Source organism: Streptomyces caatingaensis (assembly GCF_001187435.1).
GTDB lineage: Bacteria > Actinomycetota > Actinomycetes > Streptomycetales > Streptomycetaceae > Streptomyces > Streptomyces caatingaensis.
The window spans coordinates 141,590-157,998 of record NZ_LFXA01000010.1; the positions used below are offsets into that span (position 1 = coordinate 141,590).

General features: G+C 75.4%; 16 protein-coding genes. 6 read left to right on the top strand and 10 right to left on the bottom strand.

What is annotated here, in order from left to right; translation table 11 throughout:
• Positions 1–145: 145 nt before the first annotated feature.
• The 4 genes from AC230_RS17380 (at position 146) to AC230_RS17390 (ending at position 2,995) form a co-directional block, all read left to right on the top strand.
• Entirely contained in the window at positions 146–1,885 is a 1,740-nt protein-coding gene (locus AC230_RS17380; RefSeq protein ID WP_049717180.1) for an FAD-dependent monooxygenase, read from the top strand.
• Positions 1,886–1,956: 71 nt separating this feature from the next.
• Positions 1,957–2,004 (top strand): hypothetical protein, encoded by a 48-nt coding sequence (locus AC230_RS34685; protein ID WP_311314449.1) that lies wholly within the window; start codon positions 1,957–1,959, stop codon positions 2,002–2,004.
• Positions 2,005–2,051: 47 nt separating this feature from the next.
• The gene (locus AC230_RS17385) at positions 2,052–2,576 is read left to right on the top strand and encodes a cupin domain-containing protein (RefSeq protein WP_049717181.1); all 525 of its coding nucleotides are present in this window, start codon (positions 2,052–2,054) and stop codon (positions 2,574–2,576) included.
• Positions 2,573–2,995, top strand: coding sequence for a rhodanese-like domain-containing protein (locus AC230_RS17390; RefSeq protein WP_049717182.1), 423 nt, complete (start codon positions 2,573–2,575; stop codon positions 2,993–2,995). The genes AC230_RS17385 and AC230_RS17390 overlap by 4 nt, the downstream gene beginning before the upstream one ends.
• A 156-nt stretch (positions 2,996–3,151) precedes the next feature.
• Here AC230_RS17390 and recX read toward each other — a convergent pair whose 3' ends face one another.
• From recX to AC230_RS17410, 4 genes are all read right to left on the bottom strand, one after another.
• Entirely contained in the window at positions 3,152–3,787 is a 636-nt protein-coding gene (gene recX, locus AC230_RS17395) for a recombination regulator RecX (RefSeq protein ID WP_049717183.1), read from the bottom strand.
• Positions 3,788–3,793: 6 nt separating this feature from the next.
• Positions 3,794–4,915, bottom strand: a complete 1,122-nt coding sequence (gene recA / locus AC230_RS17400; RefSeq protein ID WP_049717184.1) for a recombinase RecA — start codon at positions 4,913–4,915, stop codon at positions 3,794–3,796.
• A gap of 231 nt (positions 4,916–5,146) precedes the next feature.
• Complete coding sequence (locus tag AC230_RS17405) at positions 5,147–5,341, bottom strand: DUF3046 domain-containing protein (RefSeq protein WP_049717185.1); 195 nt, start codon at positions 5,339–5,341, stop codon at positions 5,147–5,149.
• Positions 5,342–5,358: 17 nt separating this feature from the next.
• Positions 5,359–5,901 (bottom strand): hypothetical protein, encoded by a 543-nt coding sequence (locus tag AC230_RS17410; RefSeq protein ID WP_157868592.1) that lies wholly within the window; start codon positions 5,899–5,901, stop codon positions 5,359–5,361.
• Positions 5,902–6,066: 165 nt separating this feature from the next.
• Here AC230_RS17410 and AC230_RS17415 point away from each other — a divergent pair, with 165 nt between their 5' ends.
• On the top strand, positions 6,067–7,038 hold the full coding sequence (locus tag AC230_RS17415) for a hypothetical protein (protein ID WP_049717187.1): 972 nt from the start codon (positions 6,067–6,069) through the stop codon (positions 7,036–7,038).
• Positions 7,039–7,085: 47 nt separating this feature from the next.
• Positions 7,086–11,801, top strand: coding sequence for an ATP-dependent helicase (locus AC230_RS17420; protein WP_049717188.1), 4,716 nt, complete (start codon positions 7,086–7,088; stop codon positions 11,799–11,801).
• 487 nt (positions 11,802–12,288) lie between these two features.
• Here the strand turns inward: AC230_RS17420 and AC230_RS17425 are convergent, their stop codons facing one another.
• The 6 genes from AC230_RS17425 to rimO all read right to left on the bottom strand — a co-directional run bounded on the left by AC230_RS17425 (position 12,289) and on the right by rimO (position 16,366).
• A complete protein-coding gene (locus tag AC230_RS17425; RefSeq protein ID WP_049717189.1) occupies positions 12,289–12,510 on the bottom strand; it encodes a hypothetical protein in 222 nt (73 codons plus the stop codon).
• Between the two features lie 47 nt (positions 12,511–12,557).
• Complete coding sequence (locus AC230_RS17430; protein WP_049717190.1) at positions 12,558–13,028, bottom strand: Dps family protein; 471 nt, start codon at positions 13,026–13,028, stop codon at positions 12,558–12,560.
• A 225-nt stretch (positions 13,029–13,253) separates the two neighbouring features.
• Positions 13,254–13,637: a helix-turn-helix domain-containing protein gene (locus AC230_RS17435; protein WP_004955592.1), complete on the bottom strand. Its 384-nt coding sequence runs from the start codon at positions 13,635–13,637 to the stop codon at positions 13,254–13,256.
• A 94-nt stretch (positions 13,638–13,731) separates the two neighbouring features.
• A complete protein-coding gene (locus AC230_RS17440) occupies positions 13,732–14,259 on the bottom strand; it encodes a CinA family protein (RefSeq protein WP_049717191.1) in 528 nt (175 codons plus the stop codon).
• On the bottom strand, positions 14,256–14,882 hold the full coding sequence (gene pgsA / locus AC230_RS17445) for a CDP-diacylglycerol--glycerol-3-phosphate 3-phosphatidyltransferase (protein WP_049717192.1): 627 nt from the start codon (positions 14,880–14,882) through the stop codon (positions 14,256–14,258). The genes AC230_RS17440 and pgsA overlap by 4 nt, the downstream gene beginning before the upstream one ends.
• Entirely contained in the window at positions 14,879–16,366 is a 1,488-nt protein-coding gene (gene rimO / locus AC230_RS17450) for a 30S ribosomal protein S12 methylthiotransferase RimO (protein ID WP_049717193.1), read from the bottom strand. The genes pgsA and rimO overlap by 4 nt, the downstream gene beginning before the upstream one ends.
• Between the last annotated feature and the right edge of the window lie 43 nt (positions 16,367–16,409).

Below are 16,409 nucleotides of genomic sequence, written 5' to 3' on the forward strand. Positions count from 1 at the left end.
GTGCGGCGTCCGTGGTCCGCTCCGGGCCACGGGGGCGCACGCCACCGGCGCGCCGCCGGGGGACCACTGATCACTTGACGCAAGCAGCGGCAATGGGTTGCATACGTTCTGTGATCGCGCTCCGTCTCCTCAACCGCCCCGCACCGTGGACCCGGTGACCGTCGTCGGGGCCGGCCCCGTCGGCCTCGCGCTCGCCCTGTCCCTCGCCCGGTACGAGGTGCCCGTCGTCGTCCTCGACGAGAGGCCGGCCGACGACGCGGACCTCGCCGACCGGCGGCTCGCCCGCACCGCCGTCCTCCGGCCCGACACGGCCGGCATGCTGGAGCGGCTCGGCTGCACGACGGCGGAGGGCGCCCGGTGGTCCGGGTGGCGCACGATGCGGCGGCGCGGGCTGGTGGCACGGCTTCCTTTCAGCGAGCCGGACGCGGAGAAGGAACCGGACGAAACGCCTCCCGACGGCGACCCGTCGGCCCCGGACGCCCCCGTGGCCGCTCCGGCCCCGCCGGGCGGCCCGTCCCCGCTGCATCTCCCCCAGCACGCGCTGGTGCGGGAGCTGCGCGCCGCCCTCGCCGGCCGCGAGGAGGTGCGGATCGTCCCCGGCAGCCGCGTCACCGTGCTCCAGCAGGACGCCGACGGGATCACCCTGCGCACCCGGGGCGAGAACGGCTCGACCTGGCGGGCCGGTTACCTGGTCGGCTGCGACGGCCCCCGGTCCGTGGTCCGCAAGCTCCTCGGCGCCCGCTTCCCCGGCCGCACCGCGGTCGAGCGGTACGCGGTGGCGGCGCTGCGCACCGAACTCCCCTGGCCGGGCGAGGCCGTTCTCCAGCGCTCGCCGCTGCGCGGGGCCGAGGTGACGGCCCGTCCGCTGCCGGACGGGGTCTGGCGGCTGGACTGGCTGCTGCCGCCGGACGGCGGGCTGGTCACGCCCGAGGATCTGATCGGCCACATCCACGACACCCTCGGCGCCTGGTGCGGGGAGGTGCCCCGGTACGAGCTCCTGGACACCGGTGTGTACGCCGTCCACCACCGGCTCGCGCGCCGCTGGCGCTGCGGGCGGGCCTTCCTGGCCGGAGACGCCGCCCATCTGCTGGGCGCGCTCGGCACCCAGGGGCTCGACGAGGGGCTGCGGGACGCGGGCAACCTCGCCTGGAAGCTGGCCCAGGCCTGGCACCACGGGGCGTCCGAGGCGCTGCTCGACAGCTACGAGGCCGAGCGGCGGGAGGCCGTCGGGGCCCGGCTGCGGGCCGCCGACCGGGCGCTGCCCGCCGTACGGGGCGCGGGCGGCTGGCGCACGGTCCGGCGCGTGGTGGTGCCGGGCGCCGTGCGGAGCCACGACGCGCTGCTGACGGAAGGGCACGTGGGGCTCGGGACGCTGGGCGAGCCCGCGGTGCACACCCGTACGCCCCTGGCCCCGGCGGCGCCACCGGCCGGCTCCGTGCCGGTGGGCACCCCGGTCGGGGCACCCGTGGCGGACGTGCCGGTCACGGCGCCGGACGGCTCGGCCGTGCGGCTGCGCGACCGGCTGGACGGGCCGCTGCTGGTGGTGCTGGTCGCCCCCGGCACCGGGGTCTGGGAGCGGCGGCACTGGCTGCGCGCCGGACTGATGCCCGGCCTGGCGGCGGCCGTCGGCGCCCTCCCCGTGCGGGCCGAACTCCTCGTCGCCGAGGGCTATCCCGGGGCCGCGGCGCACACCGTGCTCGTGGTGCGGCCGGACGGCCACCTGGTGGCGGCGGTGTCCGGCGTGCGGCCGGCGGAGCTGTACGCCTGCGCGGACGCGATCCGCGGCGGCGCCCCGGAGCCGGCCCGGGAGACGGGCACGGATCTCGTCAAGGAGCCCTCGGAGAAGGCCCATCCGGCTCCCCGTGAGGCTTCGGCCAAGCGTTGACCCGTCCGGCGGGCCGTGGTTGACTCCGGCCCGTGAGCGACAGGGGTGCGCGTTTCTGGCGGAGGGTCCATGTGGACCTGCTCCGCTACGCGGGCTGTGTCTGTCGCCCGTCCTGCTGATCCGCGGTGTCCTGCTGTGCTGTTCGCGATCGACCAGGGCGGTTCCGTTGTCCTTCACTGCTCCCTCCCCTTCCCTCGGCGCGCCCTCGGCGGCCGAACTCCTCCGTTTCGCACGGGACGTGGCCGCCGACGCGTCCCTCGTCTCCTCGCTCCCCCTCGATCCCGAGGGCCGTACCTGGATCCGCCTGGAAGGTCCCGGCGGGAGCCAGGCCTGGCTGATCGGCTGGCCGCCGGGCACCGGCACGGGCTGGCACGACCACGGCGGCTCGCACGGCGCCTTCGCCACGGCGACCGGCCGGCTCACCGAGCAGTCGCTCGCGACACAACTCCCCACCGAGGGCTGGACCTTGCTCGAACTCGCGGAGGGCGTCGACCGCGAGCGGCAGCTCACCGCCCGGCACGGCCGGGCCTTCGGCCCGCACCACGTCCACCAGGTGTTCAACCCCTCGGAGGAGGAGCACGCCGTGTCGGTGCACGCCTACTACCCGCCGCTGCCGCTGATGCGGCGCTACGGCCGGAGCGGGCGCGTCCTGCGCCTGGAGGAGGTCGAGTGGCCCGAGGAGTGGGCATGACGGTCGACGACCTGCTCGCCGCCGCCCGCGCCGGCCTGACCCGCCTCTCCCCCGCCGAAGCGGCCGGACTCCAGGCCGCCGGCGGCCTGTTGGTCGACATCCGCTACGCGGCCCTGCGCGACCGCGACGGCACCATCCCCGGCGCCCTGGTCGTGGAGCGCAACGAGCTGGAGTGGCGGCTGGATCCGGCGAGCCCCCACCGTGCCGCGGAGGCGACCGACCACGCCCTCAGGGTAATGGTCATCTGTGACGAGGGCTACGCCTCCTCCCTCGCCGCCTCCTCGCTCCGCCAACTGGGCCTGCGGCACGCCACCGACGTCATCGGCGGCTTCCGGGCCTGGCGCGCGTCCGGCCTCCCCGTCGACCCCCCGGAACGCCCGCCCGCCCCCACTGCCGAGGACACCGCCCCCGCGTCCTGAGCACGGATCTTGCGAACACCCGGCCGGCGCACGGCGGGTGCTACGCCCCCGGGGCGGGGGCGGGGCGAGCCCGGAGGAGTGGGGGCCGAGGAGCCGGGGCTGGAGGGGCCGGGGCTGGCGAAGCCCTGATCAGGGTGGTTGAGGCGGGGCCCCGCCTCAACCACCGGCGCCGTCCCCGTCCCCCGCTCCGGAAAGGTACGCGTCGAGCACCTCCGGATCGTCCCCCTCCTCTTCCAGCGCCCGTCGCACCACCCGCAACGCGACCCCCTCCGCATACCCCTTCCGCGCCAGCATCCCCACCAGGCGCCGCAGCCGCTTCTCCCGCTCCATCCCCCGCGTCACGCGCAGCCTGCGCTCCACCAGCTCCCGCGCCGTGCGCTCCTCCCGCTCCGCGTCGAGCCGCCCGACCGCCTCCTCGATCACGGCCGACTCCACGCCCTTGGTACGCAGTTCACGGGCGAGGGCCCGGCGGGCGAGCCCCCGGCCGCGGTGCCGGGAATCCACCCAGGCGTCCGCGAAGGCCGCGTCGTCGATGAGGCCCACCTCCTCGAAGCGGGAGAGCACCGCCTCCGCCGCGTCGTCGGGGATCCCCCGCTGCGCCAGCGCCTCCGCCAACTGCCTGCGGGTGCGCGGTGATCCGGTGAGCAGGCGCAGACAGATGGCCCGCGCCTGCTCCTCGGGAGGCAGCGGCGCCCCGCCCCCGGCCCTCGACGGGGGTCCGGCGCCGCCGCCCGTCCGTTCCCCCCCGGCCTCCCCGGCCAGGGGGGACGACCAGTCGCTCCGCCGCACCATGGACGGCTACCCCTTGGCCGCGGCCTTGGCGGCCTTCCCCGTGGCCTTGGTGGCCGTCGCCGGCGCGGGCACCGACTTGGCGGGCTCGGCGGCCGCCGCGTCCGCACCGTCCCCGTCGCCCGGGGCGGCGCCCCGCTGGCCCACGCCCAGCTTCTCCTTGATCTTCTTCTCGATCTCGTTGGCGAGGTCGGGGTTGTCCTTGAGGAAGTTGCGGGCGTTCTCCTTGCCCTGGCCGAGCTGGTCGCCCTCGTAGGTGTACCAGGCGCCGGCCTTGCGGACGAAGCCGTGCTCCACGCCCATGTCGATCAGGCCGCCCTCGCGGCTGATGCCCTGGCCGTAGAGGATGTCGAACTCGGCCTGCTTGAAGGGCGGCGCGACCTTGTTCTTCACGACCTTGCAGCGGGTGCGGTTGCCGACCGCCTCGGTGCCGTCCTTGAGCGTCTCGATGCGGCGGATGTCGATGCGCACCGAGGCGTAGAACTTGAGCGCCCGGCCACCGGTCGTGGTCTCGGGGGAGCCGAACATCACGCCGATCTTCTCGCGGAGCTGGTTGATGAAGATCGCCGTGGTCTTGGACTGGTTGAGCGCGCTGGTGATCTTCCGGAGCGCCTGGCTCATCAGCCGCGCCTGGAGGCCCACGTGCGAGTCGCCCATCTCGCCCTCGATCTCCGCGCGGGGCACCAGGGCCGCGACGGAGTCGATGACGATCAGGTCGAGCGCGCCGGAGCGGACGAGCATGTCCACGATCTCCAGCGCCTGCTCGCCGTTGTCCGGCTGGGAGAGGATCAGGTTGTCGATGTCGACGCCCAGCTTGCGGGCGTACTCGGGGTCGAGCGCGTGCTCGGCGTCGACGAACGCCACCGTGCCGCCGGCCCGCTGCGCGTTGGCCACCGCGTGCAGGGTGAGCGTCGTCTTGCCGGAGGACTCGGGCCCGTAGATCTCCACCACGCGGCCGCGCGGCAGACCGCCGACACCGAGCGCGACGTCGAGAGCGGTCGACCCGGTGGAGATGACCTCGATGGGCTCGTTGGGCCGCTCACCGAGGCGCATCACGGCGCCCTTGCCGAATTGCCGTTCAATCTGCGCGAGCGCGGCGTCGAGCGCCTTCTCGCGGTCCGTGCCTGCCATGGGTTCCACCCGGTTTGCTTGAGTCGATCGCTTCACGTCCACGACGCTAGCGCCTGCCACTGACAACGGGCCCGAACACCGCTCCGACCTGCGGAAACGCCCGACCGTAGCGCCATTGCGCAGTTTCCCGGAGGGCCCGGACCACCCATGAGAATGGATGTTCGATTTTTGTGTCAAACGCGCCACGCGGACTTCACGGCAGCGGCACGGACCCGGCGCGGCGCCGTCCGCTCAGCGCTTGTCCGCGGGGATCTCCATCGCCCGGCAGACCGCGCGCCACACGTCCTTCGCCTCCCAGCCCGCGTCCAGCGCCTGGTGCACCGTCCTGCCGCCCAGCTCCGACATGACGTGGTCGCGCGCGAAGGAGTCGGCGTACGCCGCCCCGAAGTGGTCGGCCATCCGCCGCCAGAAATCCGTCAACCGCATATACGCAGCGTAATCCGTCAGGCGCCGCTCGCGGACACGGCCGGTGCGGGCCCTCCCCGGCGCAGCGCTCCCCGCCGGAACAGCAGCACGGCGTGCTGGACGGCCAGCGTGACCCCGAAGCCGAGCAGGACCGCGTTGCCGTTGAACGGCTCGTCGGTCAGCGCGTACTCCACGGCCGAGACCGCGACGCGCGCACCGATGGTCAGCAGCCACAGCCGCAGGACGCGGGAGTCGCCCCGGCGCCACACCGTCCCGTCCGCCTCGCGCCACAGGGGCATCGCCCGCCCGCGCAGCACGCCGAACACCGCCGAGACGGCCAGCCCCAGGGCCAGGAACGCCAGCCCCGCCGCCGTCACGCGCGCCGGTCCCGGCGGGACGAGGCCGCGGCCGAGGAGCAGCGCCACCCAGACGAACGCGGCGGCCCGCACCCTGCGGGCGCGGAACTGGAGTACCAGGACGAGCCCCGTGATCGCCAGGACCAGGAGCGCGTTCGCCGCCCCGATGGTCTGGGCCGCGTGCCCGCCCCCGGCCGCCGCCACAACCGGTATGCCTGCGTCCATCCTCGTTCCCCCCGTCGCCCGCCGGACCCGCCGATCCTACGGAACGCCCCGGCGGCGGCTCCCGGCGCGCCCCCGTCAACCCCGTACCTCCCGCCCCCCGCCCCTCCGGGTGCAGCCGGGCACGAGCCGCTGACCGGCGGCGTTTTCCGCCCTACGGTCTTGTGCATGGCCCCACCCGGAGCATCCCCCGTAGCCCGTGCCGAAGCCTTCGTCTGGCTCACCGCCCGCGTCCTCGAACAGCGCAGATTCGCCTACCACTTCCTCGGCGGCAGCCCCGACGCCGTGGAGACGGCGCTGGCGGCGTACCGGGGCGAGGACGGCGGCTACGGGCACGCTCTGGACCCCGACCTGCGCGGCCCGGTGAGCCAGCCGCACCACACCGCGCACGCCCTGCGCGTCCTCGACGAGATCGGCCGCTGCGCGGACCGCCGCACCGAACTCGTGTGCCGCTACCTGACCGCGGTCTCCACCCCGGAGGGCGCGCTGCCCGCCCTGCACCCCGCGTCCGGCCGCTGGCCTGCGGCGCCCTGGTTCCCCGCCCCGCCCGGCGGCCCCGGCGCCGCGGCGGCGGGCTCCCTGCTGACCACCGGCCCGGTCGTGGGCCTGCTGCACCGCAACGCGGTGTGGCACGCCTGGCTGTTCCGGGCCACCGACTTCTGCTGGGCCGCGATCGACGCGCTGGTGCGGGCCGGGCGGCCGCACCCCTACGAGGTCGAGGCGGCCGTCGCCTTCCTCGACGGGGCCCCCGACCGCGCCCGCGCCGAGGCCGCCGCCGACCGGCTCGGCCGGGTGGTGCGCGAGCAGCGGCTGGCCGTGCTGGACCCGGAACGCGCGGCCGCGCCGGCCACCGGGCCCGCCCCGCACGACGGCCCGGGCCCGTTCCCGTGCTTCCCGCACGACTTCGTCCGCACCCCCGACTCGCTGGCCCGCGCCTGGTTCACCGACGCCGAGCTCGACCGCTCGCTCGACCACCTGGCCGCGGCGCAGCAGGAGGACGGCGGCTGGCCGCTGCGCCGCGCCGCCTGGGCGCCGGGCACCGCCCTGGAGGGCCGGCCGGTGGCCACCGTCGAGGCGCTCCTGACGCTGCGCGCCCACGGCCGCTGCAGCCCCTCCACGGATCCTCCGCACCCGGTCTGACCTGCGTTTCCGGGGCGTTGTCAGTGCCCCGGTGCACGATGGGGGGCATGACGGACGACTCGACGGCCGGCCCCGCGCGGACCCCGGCGGGGGACGGACACCCGGCCCTCGCCGGCTTCTCCGCCGCGACCCGCTCCTGGTTCACGGGCGCCTTCACCGCGCCCACCGCCGCGCAGGCCGGTGCCTGGCGGGCCATCGGCGAGGGCTCGGACGTCCTGGTCGTGGCGCCCACCGGCTCCGGCAAGACGCTCGCCGCGTTCCTCGCCTCGCTGGACCGGCTGGCGAGCACCCCGCCGCCGGCCGAGCGCGCCAAGCGCTGCCGCGTGCTGTACGTCTCCCCGCTCAAGGCCCTCGCGGTGGACGTCGAGCGCAACCTGCGCAGCCCGCTCACCGGCATCCGCCAGGAGGCCGTGCGCCTCGGCCTGCCCGAGCCGGAGGTCCGCGTCGGCATCCGCTCCGGCGACACCCCGGCCGCCGAGCGCCGCGCCCTGGCCACGCGCCCGCCGGACATCCTGATCACCACCCCCGAGTCGCTGTTCCTCATGCTCACCTCCGCGGCCCGGGAGGCGCTCACGGGCGTGGAGACCGTCATCCTCGACGAGGTGCACGCCGTCGCCGGGACGAAGCGCGGCGCCCACCTGGCCCTCTCCCTGGAGCGCCTCGACGCCCTGCTCCCGCGTCCCGCCCGCCGCATCGGCCTGTCCGCCACCGTGCGCCCGGTCGAGGAGGTGGCGCGGTATCTGTCGCCGCGGCGGCGGGTGGAGATCGTCCAGCCGCCGTCGGAGAAGGAGTTCGACCTCTCCGTGGTCGTCCCGGTCGAGGATCTGGGCGAGTTGGGCGCCGCCCCGGTGCAGGAGGGGGACGAGCGGGAGCGGCCCTCGGTCTGGCCGCACGTCGAGGAGCGCATCGCCGATCTCGTCCTCGCCCACCGTTCCACGATCGTCTTCGCCAACTCCCGCCGCCTGGCGGAGCGGTTGTGCAACCGGCTGAACGAGATCGCGCACGAGCGGACCACCGGAGAGCCGCTCGCCGAGCACCACTCCCCCGCCGGGCTGATGGCCCAGTCCGGCGCCGCCCGGGGCGCGCCGCCGGTGCTGGCCCGGGCCCACCACGGCTCCGTCTCCAAGGAGCAGCGCGCCCAGGTGGAGGAGGATCTCAAGGCCGGCCGGCTGCCCGCCGTCGTGGCCACCTCCAGCCTGGAGCTGGGCATCGACATGGGCGCCGTCGACCTGGTCGTCCAGGTCGAGTCGCCCCCGTCGGTCGCCTCCGGCCTCCAGCGGGTCGGCCGCGCCGGGCACCAGGTGGGCGCGGTCTCCACCGGCGTCGTCTTCCCCAAGTACCGGGGCGACCTGGTGCAGGCCGCGGTCGTGACGGAGCGGATGCGGCAGGGCGCCATCGAGGCGCTGCGGGTGCCCGCCAATCCGCTGGACGTGCTGGCCCAGCAGATCGTCGCCATGACCGCCATGGACGCCTGGGACGTCGAGGAGCTGCTGGCCCTGGTGCGCCGCGCGGCGCCCTTCGCCGCCCTCCCGGAGTCCGCCTACCACGGTGTGCTCGACATGCTCGCCGGGCGCTATCCGTCCGACGCCTTCGCCGAGCTCCGCCCCCGCCTGGTCTGGGACCGGGTCGCCGGCACGGTCACCGGCCGCCCCGGCGCCCAGCGCCTCGCCGTCACCTCCGGCGGCACGATCCCCGACCGCGGCCTCTTCGGCGTCTTCCTCGCCGGCGCCGATCCCAAGAAGGGCGGCGGCCGCGTCGGGGAGCTGGACGAGGAGATGGTCTACGAGTCCCGCGTGGGCGACGTCTTCACCCTGGGCACCACGTCCTGGCGGATCGAGGACATCACCCGCGACCGCGTCCTGGTCACCCCCGCCCCCGGCGTCCCCGGCCGGCTGCCGTTCTGGAAGGGCGACCAGCTGGGCCGCCCGCTCGAACTCGGCCGGGAGCTGGGCGCGTTCCTCCGCGAGGTCGGCGCCGCCGCCCCGGAGGCCGCCCGCGCCCGCCTCACCGCCGCCGGCCTCGACACCTGGGCCGCCGACAACGTCCTGGCCTACCTCGACGAGCAGCGCCGCGCCTGCGGCCACGTCCCCGACGACCGGACGATCGTCGTCGAGCGCTTCCGCGACGAGCTGGGCGACTGGCGGGTGGTCGTCCACTCCCCCTTCGGCGCCCAGGTGCACGCCCCCTGGGCGCTGGCCCTCGGTGCCCGCCTCACCGAGCGGTACGGCATGGACGCCCAGGTGATGCACGCCGACGACGGCATCGTCCTGCGTCTGCCCGACACCGACCTCCTGGGCCTGGACCTGCTCGACGCCGGGCCGGCCCGCCCGGGCGCGGAGCACGACGACGGGCAGCCCCCCGTCGGCGCCGCCGACGTCGTCTTCGACCAGGGCGAGATCGGCCAGGTCGTCACCGACCAGGTCGGCGGATCGGCCCTGTTCGCCGCCCGCTTCCGCGAGTGCGCCGCCCGCGCCCTGCTGCTGCCGCGGCGCGACCCCGGCAAGCGCACCCCGCTGTGGCAGCAGCGCCAGCGCGCCGCCCAACTGCTGGAGGTGGCCAGCGAGTTCGGCTCGTTCCCCATCGTCCTGGAGGCCGTCCGCGAATGCCTCCAGGACGTCTTCGACGTCCCCGGCCTCACCGAGCTCATGGGCGACGTCGAGGCGCGCCGCGTGCGGCTCGTCGAGGTCACCACCCCCGAGCCGTCGCCGTTCGCCCGCTCCCTGCTCTTCGGCTACGTCGCCCAGTTCCTCTACGAGGGCGACTCCCCGCTCGCCGAGCGCCGCGCCGCCGCCCTCTCGCTGGACTCACGGCTGCTGGCCGAGCTGCTGGGCCAGGCCGAGCTGCGCGAGCTGCTCGACGCGGAGGTCCTGGCCGAGCTGGAGCGCGAGCTCCAGTGGCGCACCGAGGACCGCCGCGTCAAGGACGCCGAGGGCGTGGCCGACCTGCTGCGCCTCCTCGGGCCGCTCACCGACGAGGAGTTGGCCGAGCGGGGCGCCGAGCCGGGCTGGGCGCGCGAGCTGGCCGACGCCCGGCGCGCGCTGCGCGTGCGCATCGCCGGCCGCGAGCACTGGTGCGCCGTCGAGGACGCCGGGCGGCTGCGCGACGCCCTGGGCACGGCCCTGCCCGTGGGCGTCCCCGAGGCGTTCACCGAGCCCGTCAAGGACCCCCTGGCCGATCTGCTGGCCCGCTACGCCCGCACCCACGGCCCGTTCACCTCCGCGCGGGCCGCGGCCCGCTTCGGCCTGGGCACCGCGGTGACCGACGGAGCCCTGCACCGCCTCGCCGCCACCGGCCGCCTCGTGCAAGGGGAGTTCCACCCCTCCGGTACGGACCAGGAGTGGTGCGACGCCACCGTGCTGCGCCGGCTGCGCCGCCGCTCCCTCGCCGCGCTGCGCCAGGAGCTGGAGCCGGTGCCGCCCGCCGCGCTCGCCGCGTTCCTCCCCCAGTGGCAGCACATCGGGGGCCACGGCCTGCGCGGCATCGACGGACTCCTGCGCGCCGTCGAGCAGTTGCAGGGCGCGCCGGTCCCCGCCTCGGCCCTGGAGAAGCTGGTCCTGCCGGCCCGCGTCGCGGACTACTCCCCTGCGATGCTCGACGAACTCACCGCGTCCGGCGAGGTCGTCTGGGCCGGCGCCGGCGCCCTGCCCGGCAAGGACGGCTGGGTCTCCCTGCTGCCGGCCGACACCGCCCCGCTCCTGCTGCCCGCCCCGCAGCCGCTGGAGCCGACGCCCCTGCACCGGGCGGTGCTCGACGCCCTCTCCGGCGGCTACGGCCTGTTCTTCCGTCAGATCGCCGAGCGGGTCCGGGCCTGGCTCCCCGAGCCGGAGGGCGCCCTGACCACCGACGCCCAGATCGCCGAGGCCGTGTGGGATCTGGCCTGGTCCGGCCGGATCACGGGCGACACCCTCGCCCCGCTCCGCTCGCTCCTGGGCTCGGGCCGCACGGCCGGTTCCACGGCGCACCGCGCCAAGCGGCCGGTGCCGCGCGGCCGTTACGGCTCCCCGGCGGGGCGCGGCGTCCCGCTGCGCCCGGCCGCCTCGCGCGGCGGGCCGCCCACGGTCGCCGGCCGCTGGTCCCTGCTGCCCCCGCCCGAGCCCGATCCCACCCACCGGGCCCACGCCCTGGCCAGGACGCTCCTCGACCGGCACGGCGTGGTGACCCGCGGCGCCGTCGCCGCCGAGGGCGTGGAGGGAGGCTTCTCCGCGGCGTACCGGGTGCTCACCGCCTTCGAGGAGAGCGGCCAGGCCCGCCGCGGCTACGTCGTCGAGGGCCTGGGCGCCGCCCAGTTCGCGATGGACGGCGCCGTCGACCGCCTCCGGGCCATCGGCACGGCCCGCGAGCGGGCGGCGGGCTCCGGGCCGGATACGGGCCGGGCCGTGGTGCTGGCCGCGGCCGACCCGGCCAACGCCTACGGGGCGGCCCTGCCCTGGCCCGACCCCCCGGCCGGTGCCGCCCACAAGCCCGGCCGCAAGGCGGGCTCCCTGGTGGTGCTGGTGGACGGGGCGCTGACGCTCTACGTCGAGCGCGGCGGCAAGACCGTGCTGGCCTGGCCGCAGGGCGGGGAAGCGGAGCCGCACCCCGGCGACCCCGCGCTGGAGGCGGCGGTCGGGGCGCTGGCCGCGGCGGCCCGCGCGGGGGCCCTGGGCACGGTCACCGTCGAGCGGATCAACGGTGCCCCGGCCCTCGGCGCCCCCCTGGGCTCCCTCCTGGAGTCGGCCGGCTTCCACGCCACCCCCCGCGGCCTGCGGCTGCGTGCCCCGTGACCGGCCGCGCGGCGCCCATGGCCCGAGCCGGGCCGTCTGCGGCACTCCGGTGCCGCACGGCTCCCGCGCGCCATCCCCTCACCGCCACCCACGCCCCGGCGCGTGCCGCCGGCCCCACGGCACACGGTGCAGGAAGGGCGCCCCCGTCGCCCGCCGGTGTCCGCGCCCCCGCGCCCGGCGCCGTCCCCTGCGGCGCCGCGTCCACGGCACACAGTGCACCGGCAGCAGGCTCAGCCCCCACCCCGCGGCGACCATCCCCAGCGGCCCGGCGCTCCCCGGCCCGGCACCCGCCGGCCCCGCGGCGTCCCAGGGCCCGGCACCCCCTCGGCAGGCGGCCCAGGCCCAGGCCCCGCACAGGGCGAGGGCGGCCAGCCGTGCGGGTATCGGCCGCGTACCGGCCCGCCGGGGTCCGGACGACCGCCGGGAGCCGGACGGCGGGGGCGCGGGCCCGCGCCCGCGCGACGAAGTGCCCACCGGATGCCGCCCGTCAGCCGGACGCTCCCGCGTCCCCGCCGCGCAGCCGCGCCAGTTCGGCCTCCAGCTCCGCGATCCTGCGGTCGCGCCGGTGGAGTTCGACGATCACCCGCTGCTCGCCCTCGTGCGCGCCTTCCTGGAAGACGCTGCGCACGAAGGCGCCGGCCGTCCGCTGGTCGAGCTCGGAGACCGCCATGAGCTCGTTCGTGAAGCGGATCACGGGGTGGTCGTCCATGCCCCCAGGAGACCGCGCCGTCCCCGGCTCCGCCACCCGGGGCCCGCTCAGGCGTTCTCCGCCTGGAACATCCAGTGGTGCTTCTCGAGGTCCGCGGTGAGCCCGATGAGGAGGTCCTGGCTGACCGGATCGGGTTCATCGGTGTCCCGGATGCGCTCACGCATCCGGGTGATGACGGCCTCCAGGGCCTCGACCATGATCCGCACCACGTCCACGTCCTTGGTCCAGCCGCTCCCGAGCGGCGCGATGCCGCTGGTCTTGGAGACCGTCTCGGCCCGCCCGTCGGGCGCGACGCCGAGGGCCGAGGCGCGCTCGGCGACGGTGTCGGCGTGCTTCCGCGCGCTGGCCACGACCTCGTCGAGCTGGAGGTGCACCGAGCGGAAGCGCGGGCCCACGATCGTCCAGTGGACCTGCTTGGCGACCAGTGAGAGGTCCACGAGATCCACGAGCGCGCCCTGGAGGGCGTCCCCGACGGTCTTGCGGTCCTGTTCCGCCAGCGGGCTCTTCACGACAGACATGGGCTCCTCCTTTGCCTTTCGGTCCGGGATTTCGCTTTCGTCCGTCCCCCTGTTTTCGTCTGCCCCCGTTCGCCCCCTTCATCACCCCGTCCTCCCACCATCGCACAGCACCTGGAATCGGGCCGAAGGGGAGAAAAGATCCGGAAACCGTCCGGAAAAGCACCGGTCCCCGCGGGTCCTCAACGGACCGGCGGGGACGGGGGAACGGCGTTCGGCGGCCGGGCTTCAGGCGGCGACCACGTCGACGGCCTCCGCGGGCGCCTTGATGGTCACGCGCTCGCCCGGGACACCGGTCACGGACGTCACGGACACCGGGTTGAACATCGGCCGCATCGGCGCGGGTACCGGCTCGCTCGCCGCCGCCGACTGCGCCAGCTCGGCGAGCGACAGCTCGTCGCTCACCTCGCGCATGACCTCGGACATCCGTACGTCCAGAGCGTCGCAGATTGCGGAGAGAAGCTCGGAGGACGCCTCTTTCTGCCCCCGCTCGACCTCGGAGAGGTAGCCGAGCGAGACCCGGGCCGATGAGGAGACCTCGCGCAGAGTGCGGCCCTGGCGTTGGCGCTGCCGACGCAGCACGTCACCGAGCAGGCGACGGAGCAGAATCATCGGTGGCTCCCTCCTTGGACCGCGAATCCGGATCCTTCACGCCCCACCGTACCGCCTCGGGGTGCGGCCGTGCGGGGAGCTATGTCGTGTTCACTCAGGGCTGCAAACATCCATTCCCCCCCTTGTGTTCCGTATCCTTTGCCCCCGCGTTCGCCGTCAATTCGTCATGGAGGAGCGCGAGGACCGCTCGGACACTTTCTGTCCGAATGGATTCCCTGTCACCGTCCAGTGACAGCCTCCGCGCGGCACAGACCTCCTGCGGACCGGCCGCGGCGACGAAGACCGTACCGACCGGCTGCCCGTCCTGGGGCGCGGGACCGGCGACCCCGGTGGTGGCCAGCCCCCAGTCCGCACCCAGCAGGGCGCGCACACCGCGGGCCATCTGCCGCGCGACCTCGGCGTCCACCGCCCCGCGGACGGCCAGCAGGGCCCCGTCCACGCCCAGGACGTCACGCTTGACGTCCGTCGCGTACGCGGTCACCGAGCCGCGCACCACCCGGGAGGCGCCCGGCACGGCCGTCAGGGCCGCCGCGACCAGACCGCCGGTCAGCGACTCGGCGACGGCCACCGACCGGCCCCGCGCCACGAGCGCCTCCAGGACCCCGGCCGCGTCCGCGCTCACCGTCCGGACTCCCCGGACGACGCCCTCCTGCGCAGCACGACGGCCTGCCGCACGTAGTCCAGGCCGGTCAGCACCGTCAAGACCACGGCCACCGCCATCACCCAGAAGCGGACCGTGGCCAACGGTCCCTCGAGGGCGAGGATGTACATCCCCGTGGCCACGCCCTGGGCGAGCGTCTTCAGCTTGCCGCCCCGGCTGGCCGGGATGACCCCGTGTTTGATCACCCAGAACCGCATCAGCGTGATGCCGGTCTCGCGGGCGAGGATCACGCCCGTGACCCACCAGGGCAGGATCGTCAGCGAGGAGAGGCAGATCAGCGCCGCGCCCATGATCGCCTTGTCGGCGATGGGATCGGCGATCTTGCCGAAGTCGGTGACCAGGTTGTACGTCCGCGCCAGATGCCCGTCGAAGAGATCGGTGATCATGGCGATGGCGAAGGCCGCCCAGGCGAAGGAGCGCCAGACCGGGTCGTGACCGCCGTTGTGGAGCATCAGCAGGACGAAGCCGGGCACCAGGCACAGCCGCACCACGGTCAGGACGTTGGCGATGTTCCACAGCGGGACCCGCCGTACGCCCGGCGCCGGGGCGGGACGGCCCGCGGCCGATGCCGGGACTCCGCTCATCTGCCCGCCTCCTCGGTACACCCGCCGTCCCCGACGGGCTCGGCGACGAGGTCGACCCCCTCGCTCGCGACCACCCGGGCGACGACCATGCGGCCGGGCCGGGGCACGGTCGCGAGGCCGTCGGTGACCAGCCGGACCTGGCCGTCGGTCTCGGGCGCCTGGTGGGCCGCCCGGCCGATGACGCCGTCCTCGTCGTCCACGCGATCGACCAGTACCTCGATTGTCTCTCCGATCCGCTCCTCGGCGCGCTGCGCGGTCAGCTCCTCGGCCAGCCGCGAGACGCGCGCCAGCCGCTCGGCGACGACGTCGGGGTCCACCTTGTCCGCGTAGGTCGCGGCCTCGGTGCCGTCCTCGTCGGAGTAGCCGAAGACGCCGATGGCGTCCAGCCGGGCGCCCGTGAGGAAGCGCTCCAGCTCGGCGAGGTCCTCCTCGGTCTCCCCGGGGAAGCCGACGATGAAGTTGGAACGGGCGCCCGCCTGGGGGGCCTTGGCGCGGATCGTGTCCAGCAGCTCCAGGAAGCGGTCCGTGTCGCCGAAGCGGCGCATCGCGCGCAGCACGGCGGGCGCCGAGTGCTGGAAGGAGAGGTCGAAGTAGGGGGCGACCTTCTCGGTCGAGGTCAGCACGTCGATCAGGCCGGGCCGCAGCTCGGCCGGCTGGAGGTAGCTGACCCGGATCCGCTCCAGGCCGTCCACCGCCGCCAGCTCCGGCAGCAGGGTCTCCAGCAGCCGGATGTCGCCGAGGTCCTTGCCGTAGGAGGTGTTGTTCTCGGAGACCAGCATGACCTCCTTGACGCCCTGCTCGGCCAGCCAGCGGGCCTCGCCGAGCACGTCGGAGGGGCGGCGCGAGATGAACGAGCCGCGGAAGGAGGGGATCGCGCAGAACGAGCAGCGCCGGTCGCAGCCGGAGGCCAGCTTGACGGAGGCCACCGGGCTGGCGCCGAGCCTGCGGCGCAGCGGGGCGCGCGGTCCCGAGGCGGGGGCGATGCCGTCCGGCAGGTCCTCGGGGGGAGTGTCCTGGGCGTGGCCGGGCAGGGCCACGGTGGTGGCGCCCTGGCGCTCGGCGGGGCTGATCGGCAGCAGCTTGCGCCGGTCGCGCGGGGTGTGGGAGGCGTGGATGCCGCCGGAGAGGATGGTCTGCAGGCGGTCGGAGATGTCGGCGTAGTCGTCGAAGCCGAGCACGCCGTCCGCCTCCGGCAGCGCGTCGGCCAGCTCCTTGCCGTACCGCTCGGCCATGCAGCCGACGGCGACCACGGCCTGCGTACGGGCGTGCTGCTTGAGGTCGTTGGCCTCCAGGAGCGCGTCCACGGAGTCCTTCTTGGCGGCTTCGACGAAGCCGCAGGTGTTCACCACGGCGACGTCGGCTTCGGCGGCGTCCTCGACGAGGTCCCAGCCGTCCGCCGCCAAGCGGCCTGCCAGCTCCTCCGAGTCCACCTCGTTACGGGCGCAGCCAAGTGTGACAAGAGCGACGGTACGGCGTTCGGGCATAGGGCTCAGCCTACTTTGTCCGGACGCCGCTTCCGCTGCCGAG